Raw genomic sequence first — 6,188 nt, forward strand, 5'->3', positions numbered from 1 at the left:
GTTCTGGTTTATCAGGAGACCTACCATCGAGCTGCCTATGAGAAATACCATCTCAGGGGCAGCAAAATGAATTTTAACTATCGACTGGAAACCGCTGACCGTCTGGGTCGTGCTGGTGTCGACAAAATTGGTATTGGCGCCCTGATCGGCCTGGAGGACTGGAGAACAGACTCCGCCATGGTAGCTGCTCATTTAGACTATCTGGAAAAGACCTACTGGCGTACCCGCTACTCTATTTCCTTCCCCCGCCTGCGCCCCTGTGAAGGTGAATTCCAGCCGGTATCTATCATTTCAGATCGTCAGCTTGTGCAATTGATCTGTGCTTACCGTCTGTTCAAACCGGAAGCAGAACTCTCCCTATCTACCCGGGAGTCAGAAAAGTTCAGAGACAATGTCTTGCCGCTTGGCATTACCACCATGAGCGCGTACTCCAGCACACACCCGGGAGGCTACGCCGACGACAATATCCTGGGTAATGAAGATCTGGAGCAGTTTACTATTGACGATAATCGCCGTCCCGAAGTGGTGGCGGATGCCATTCGTTCCAAAGGACTCGAGCCCGTCTGGAAAGACTGGTCATCCTGTTTCAACCACTGAACAATCGTAATCAAAGGCAGATTCTACCACTCATAGAGTCTGCTATCGTCTTCGCCTGTTTCACTTAACTATCTGACCATGGCCAAACATATAGAGAACGATGATATTTCAGCATTTCTGGATGAAATGAAAGATGTCAGCCCCTTGAAGGTAAAGCCAGGGCAAATATTCAAAAACTGGCTCAAATACCCCCTGGACAGGAGATTCGCAAGGCGCCTCCGGAAAATACCTTTATCGACCGAACTTTTTCACTTTTCCATAGTCTTATTCATACAACGGATCGTGGTTTCAGAGAGATTGGCCTCTATAAGCTTCAAGCTTCGCTCGCGTTGAACTTGTCGAAGCGTGGTGACTCCGACCTTCGACAAGTCATCAAAACCATGTACTACAGTAAAATTCTTCGAAAACGATCGAATATCGTGATAATCGGCTACGCCGGAAAAAGGCATCCCCCGGTTTATTCACTCGAAATTTATATAAAACACAATTTGCATCACATAAAAAGAAGAAGCATGAATGACATCTCCATCACTTAATGTTCATAGGTACAGGCAAGAAGACAGAACACCTGTTCCTTGCCCAGAGAATAAAGCCTCAGAAGAAACCGCCAGCTTTAATGGTTCAAAAGTTTCTTCACACACTCTGGTTAATTATGAGAGCCCCAGAAACCCTTCTGCTGAGCCCCCATCATCGAGAGAAGAAACATCTGTCCGGAGAAAAACAAATAAACCAGCAAGAAAAACAAAAAAAGTCTCACCTCAGCCATACCTTTCCAAAACTGACAATAAAAACAGTCTGATACAATCCTTTCAGGAAAATGTAAAAAGGGATGGCGGTTACATTAATGATGGCGAAGACTATTTGAACTTCATCTCAAAAACATCGCTAAAAAAGTTAAAAGAATATGCAGAACCTGTACTATCACGCTTATCAAAAAAAGAAAGAAAAGAAAAAATCATTTATATAGATATAATAAAAAAAATAATACATCAGCATCATACAACGAGAAATGATTCGATATCTGACTACTCTGACTTTAGCTCCGCCCAAGATATGTTTCAAAAATTAGATCAATCAGATCGTTATGGTCCACTAATGAACCTCAGCACAATGGATTATTATTTGGAAACAACAAACCAGGAATCACCGGGGAATCAATTGGTGTCACTGCAAAGCCATGGTAGTATACTCGGAGAAAGGTTAAAGAGAAACTCACCAAACACACCCTCTGATCAGTTAACGTCTAAAATAGGGAAATGGAACAAAACAGTTATATCGCTATTTTCAAAGCGACTACCTTCTTTAAATAAGAACCAGCAAAAAAAACACATTAAAGAAATTATTAACTTTTTAAAAATGACCATAGAATATAATTTATTTGACGAAAAATTCATATCTTATACTCAACTGCTTAGCATTCTAAAACCAACACATACATTACTAACCAATCCAGAACTATCCACAAGAGAAAAAAAAGAGCTCGAATCAACACTACTCTCTCTGTGCAGAGCCGCCCAAAGGTTTAATGCTCACGACATAGAAGCATTAAAAAAATTTCGAATCACTATTAATTCCATCTACTTTAATACACTATACAGCTCAACAAAAAACGCGCCTACAAAAGAACTGATTACTCTTCTGGCTGATCTTATCAATGACAACCCCAGCAAGGATTTACTGTTTTTATTTACTCGAATCGTTGCAACTTTTCATGAGTCTATTGATTTTGGTGATAATCCATCGCTCGATGCCTGCATTAAGAAAATATCCGATCCGGAAATACAAGGAGCAATTTCAGACTATACTCATGGCAACCTTGAAACCAGCAACATCACAGACAGTCAAAACCCCATTGTACTATGGCTGAAATCGATGATAGCTCACTGTCACGATCTGGACTTTGAACGTGCTGAGCAACTCTTACTACAATCAATGAAAACTGACCCCTCCATGGGGCTGCATCTTGCCCTACTCTATTTCCAACAGTGGGATGATCCAGACAGCGAACAGCTTGGGCGTATACAGAAAGCACTGACTGACGCCAAATCACCAGCCGGGATTGATCACTCCCTATGGGTTCAATGCAACGCAAGGGCGGTACAACTTGATCTTCTGAAAAATGGTGTAAAAAAGAGTAAAGAAGAAAAAACCACCAAAGCATTACCGGAGCACCATAACAACCCTGATGAATATGAAGAACCCACAACAGAAGCCTGTGGACAAACCGTCGCTGCAGAATTCACTGAAGACAAACCGGATTCCTCGCTCACCTCTGTTATTACACTGATTCAGGAATTGATTGAGCTGTATAAGTGGCATGACGATCCCGCAGGCACTATTTCAGAAACTGACACTTCAGATTTTCTGGTGAGTGTAAAAAAAGGAAAAGCGGTGACTCAATTGGAGTGGATGCGCCTCGGATTTCGAAACCCGGTCATAATGAAATTACTTTTCCGCATTAACATTTGTCGGGTATTAAACGATCTGGAAGGAGAAATTAATGTTTATGGTCTGCTGAAAAACCAAAAATTTCGTGGCACTTTACCCGTTGAACGGCTTTTGGAAGAAGCCGTATGGACGCTTCTGCATTGCACTGAGGACCCTCACAGTGGTGGTTTTTCCTCAACAAAAAAAGAACGCCTTGATGCACTTAATCTGGCAAAACAGCTGATGTTCATTTGTTTACAGCACACAGTAAGCAATCCCGCAATGATATCTGAGGATATATCCATACAAGATCTCATCCTCAAGCTGCGTGAATGGTTGGACAATGGAGAAGACTTTGGCAATGACCAAGTGCTTCAACAACGTATGAGGCATCATATCCGGTGCCGGGCAGGCAGTAGCCTGGGGCATATCTTTAGATTTCTTCAGGAAGAGACCGGCAGAAATGATCTCGAAAAAAAGGCATCAATGTGCTTTCAGGCAAAAACAAAATTTGACCCCAGCTATAAACCTGCAGGGAAGGATGATCGACAAAGTTATTACCGGAAAGTAGCCTTTACTCGATAACCCGGTAAGAGCTTCATCGGCTATACCTGTCAGGCTGGTATTATTTCAAAGCTGACCGTCTGCAAGCCTGCAGACTGCCAGCAATTTCCGATACATTGATTATCATCAATGATACCAGGGGTTGTAGGGAGAATAGCTATTCCACCCCATCAGGTACCGTACACCTTCTGAGCAGGCTCCGCTTCAGCGATCAATTCAGCCACTGCCCCAGCAATTTCAGCGGGCTCCCATCGATTACCTTTATCTTGTTCAGGACCACGACGCCAGCCGTCAGCAATAGAGATTTTTCCACCTTCCACTTCAAACAGCCTGCCGGTCACGCTGGCACTTTGCTCAGAGCCTAACCAGACAACCAACGGCGCAACATTTTCCGGTGCAAAAAAATCAAACCCGTCTTCAGGCTTCTTCATCACATCAGCAAAAACGTCCTCGGTCATACCGGTACGGGCAGCCGGAGCCAGTCCATTCGCAGTAATACCATAACGAGCTAATTCTGCCGCCTGAACTAACGTCAGTGATGCAATGCCACCTTTAGCGGCCGCATAATTAGACTGACCAATTGAGCCCTGGAGACCGGCACCAGAACTGGTATTAATAATACGAGCACTGACGTTTTTTCCACCTTTGGACTGTTCACGCCAGTATTTGACGGCATTACTGCTGATACAGAAATGGCCTTTCAGGTGCACAGCCATCACGGCATCCCAATCGGATTCTGACAAGCTGGCAAACATGCGATCACGACAAATACCGGCATTGTTGACTACTACATGCAGATCACCAAAAGCATCAATAGCCTGCTTAACAATCAGCGCCGACTCTTCATAGTCAGTGATGTCATTATGATTAGCGACCGCTTCACCACCGGCTTCTACGATGACTTGAACAACCTCCGTGGCTGCTTTTTCATTGATGTCGTTAACAATGACTTTTGCGCCCTCAGCCGCAAACCCAAGTGCATAAGCCTTACCAAGACCACCACCCGCACCAGTGACGATAACAACACGGTTTTCACAAATGGCCATATCAATACATCCTCTATTTTTATTAGAACTCGTTCCCACGGTTCCCATGGAAATTCATACGTAATCTGCCGTATACATCAGAGATTTCTGAAAATCCTCAGTCTGCATTCCCACGCAGGACCCACAGGGCCTAAAAGCGTGGGAACAAGAAATATCCTACAACCGCTCAATAATGGTCACATTAGCCTGACCACCACCTTCACACATGGTTTGCAGCCCGAATCGACCACCGGTACGTTCCAACTCATGAAGCAATGTGGTCATCAGCCTGGTACCGGTAGCTCCCAAAGGATGACCAAGAGCAATTGCACCACCATTGACGTTGGTCTTCTCATGGGGATAACCGGTCTCTTTTAACCAGGCCATGGCAACAGAGGCAAAAGCTTCATTAATTTCCACAAGATCAATCTGATCAAGGGTCATGCCCGCTTTTTTCAACGCATACTCAGTAGCAGGAATAGGCGCAGTCAGCATCCAGACAGGATCTGCTGCACGAACACTCATATGGTGAATCCGGGCTCTTGGTGTCAGATTATATTTCTTAAGGGCTGCCTCGGAGACAATCAGAATGGCAGAAGATCCATCACAGGTCTGACTGGAAACGCCCGCAGTAACCTTTTCACAACCAAACAGAAAATCCAGCTCAGCCATCTTTTCCAGGGTGGACTGCCGAGGTGTTTCATCCACAGAAACACCTTCCATTGGCACAATTTCACGACTGAAACGCTGCTCTTCAATAGCCTGAAACGCACGACGATGGGATTCCAGTGAGAAGCGTTCCAGATCCTCCCTGGAGAATCCCCAGTGATCTGCAATCATCTGGGCAGACTTAAACTGCGTTGGTGGCTCGGAACCATAACGCGCTACCCAGCCTTTAGAACCGGAGAACGGATCAGTGAAGCCCAGTGGCTCTGCTACCATCATCGCGGAGGAGATAGGAATCTGGGTCATGGTCTGCACGCCACCGGCAACCACAACATCTTGCGTTCCACTCATGATGGCCTGAGCAGCAAAGTGAACCGCCTGCTGTGAGGAGCCGCACTGACGATCAATTGTCGTTCCGGGCACTTCTTCAGAAAGACCTGCCGCCAGCCAGGATGTACGGGCAATATCACCCGCCAGCGGGCCAATGGTGTCCACACAACCAAAAATAACATCGTCGTATTCATTATCCGGAATACTGTTACGCTCAACGATAGCCTTTAATACATGGGCACCAAGATCAGCACCGTGTACGTGGGCAAGGCCACCTTTACGCCGACCGGTTGGGGAGCGGACGGCATCAACTATATAAGCTTCTGGCATTATTTTTATCCTTCTGGAGCTTAGGAAAGTGACATTGTAGAAAGTACCAGCCCTCCGTCATTCCCGCGAAGGAGGTTGTCGCAAAAGGGCAAAACACCCCCCGACCGTCATCGTCGCGAAGGCGGTTGTCGCAAAACCCTCCTCGCTCCCACGCTCTGCGTGGTAGCGCCAGGACCCAACCACAGACACGATTCCTGTGGTTGGCTATGCATTCCCACGCAGAGCGTGGGAACGAGGTTCCTGGTGGGT

The 6,188-nt window shown here is 45.7% G+C and carries 3 protein-coding genes and 1 pseudogene; 2 read left to right on the top strand and 2 right to left on the bottom strand.

The annotated features are described in order from the left end of the window. A pseudogene (gene thiH / locus RM811_RS20355) lies at positions 1-597 on the top strand (2-iminoacetate synthase ThiH); the annotation flags it as partial. Positions 598-1,113: 516 nt separating this feature from the next. Beyond that, on the top strand, positions 1,114-3,609 hold the full coding sequence (locus tag RM811_RS20360; RefSeq protein WP_402527736.1) for a hypothetical protein: 2,496 nt from the start codon (positions 1,114-1,116) through the stop codon (positions 3,607-3,609). A 149-nt stretch (positions 3,610-3,758) separates the two neighbouring features. On the opposite strand, the gene RM811_RS20365 is transcribed toward RM811_RS20360, so the two are convergent. Next, the gene (locus tag RM811_RS20365) at positions 3,759-4,634 is read right to left on the bottom strand and encodes an SDR family oxidoreductase (RefSeq protein WP_402527738.1); all 876 of its coding nucleotides are present in this window, start codon (positions 4,632-4,634) and stop codon (positions 3,759-3,761) included. A gap of 156 nt (positions 4,635-4,790) precedes the next feature. Next, complete coding sequence (locus tag RM811_RS20370) at positions 4,791-5,939, bottom strand: acetyl-CoA C-acetyltransferase (protein WP_402527739.1); 1,149 nt, start codon at positions 5,937-5,939, stop codon at positions 4,791-4,793. Between the last annotated feature and the right edge of the window lie 249 nt (positions 5,940-6,188).

The organism is Endozoicomonas sp., assembly GCF_031844845.1.
Classification (GTDB): Bacteria; Pseudomonadota; Gammaproteobacteria; order Pseudomonadales; family Endozoicomonadaceae; genus Endozoicomonas.

Bases quoted from the DNA above. Each gene is read 5' to 3' on its own strand.
- RM811_RS20360 (WP_402527736.1), top strand. From the start codon at position 1,114: ATGACATCTCCATCACTTAATGTTCATAGGTACAGGCAAGAAGACAGA.
- RM811_RS20365 (WP_402527738.1), bottom strand. From the start codon at position 4,634: ATGGCCATTTGTGAAAACCGTGTTGTTATCGTCACTGGTGCGGGTGGT.
- RM811_RS20370 (WP_402527739.1), bottom strand. From the start codon at position 5,939: ATGCCAGAAGCTTATATAGTTGATGCCGTCCGCTCCCCAACCGGTCGG.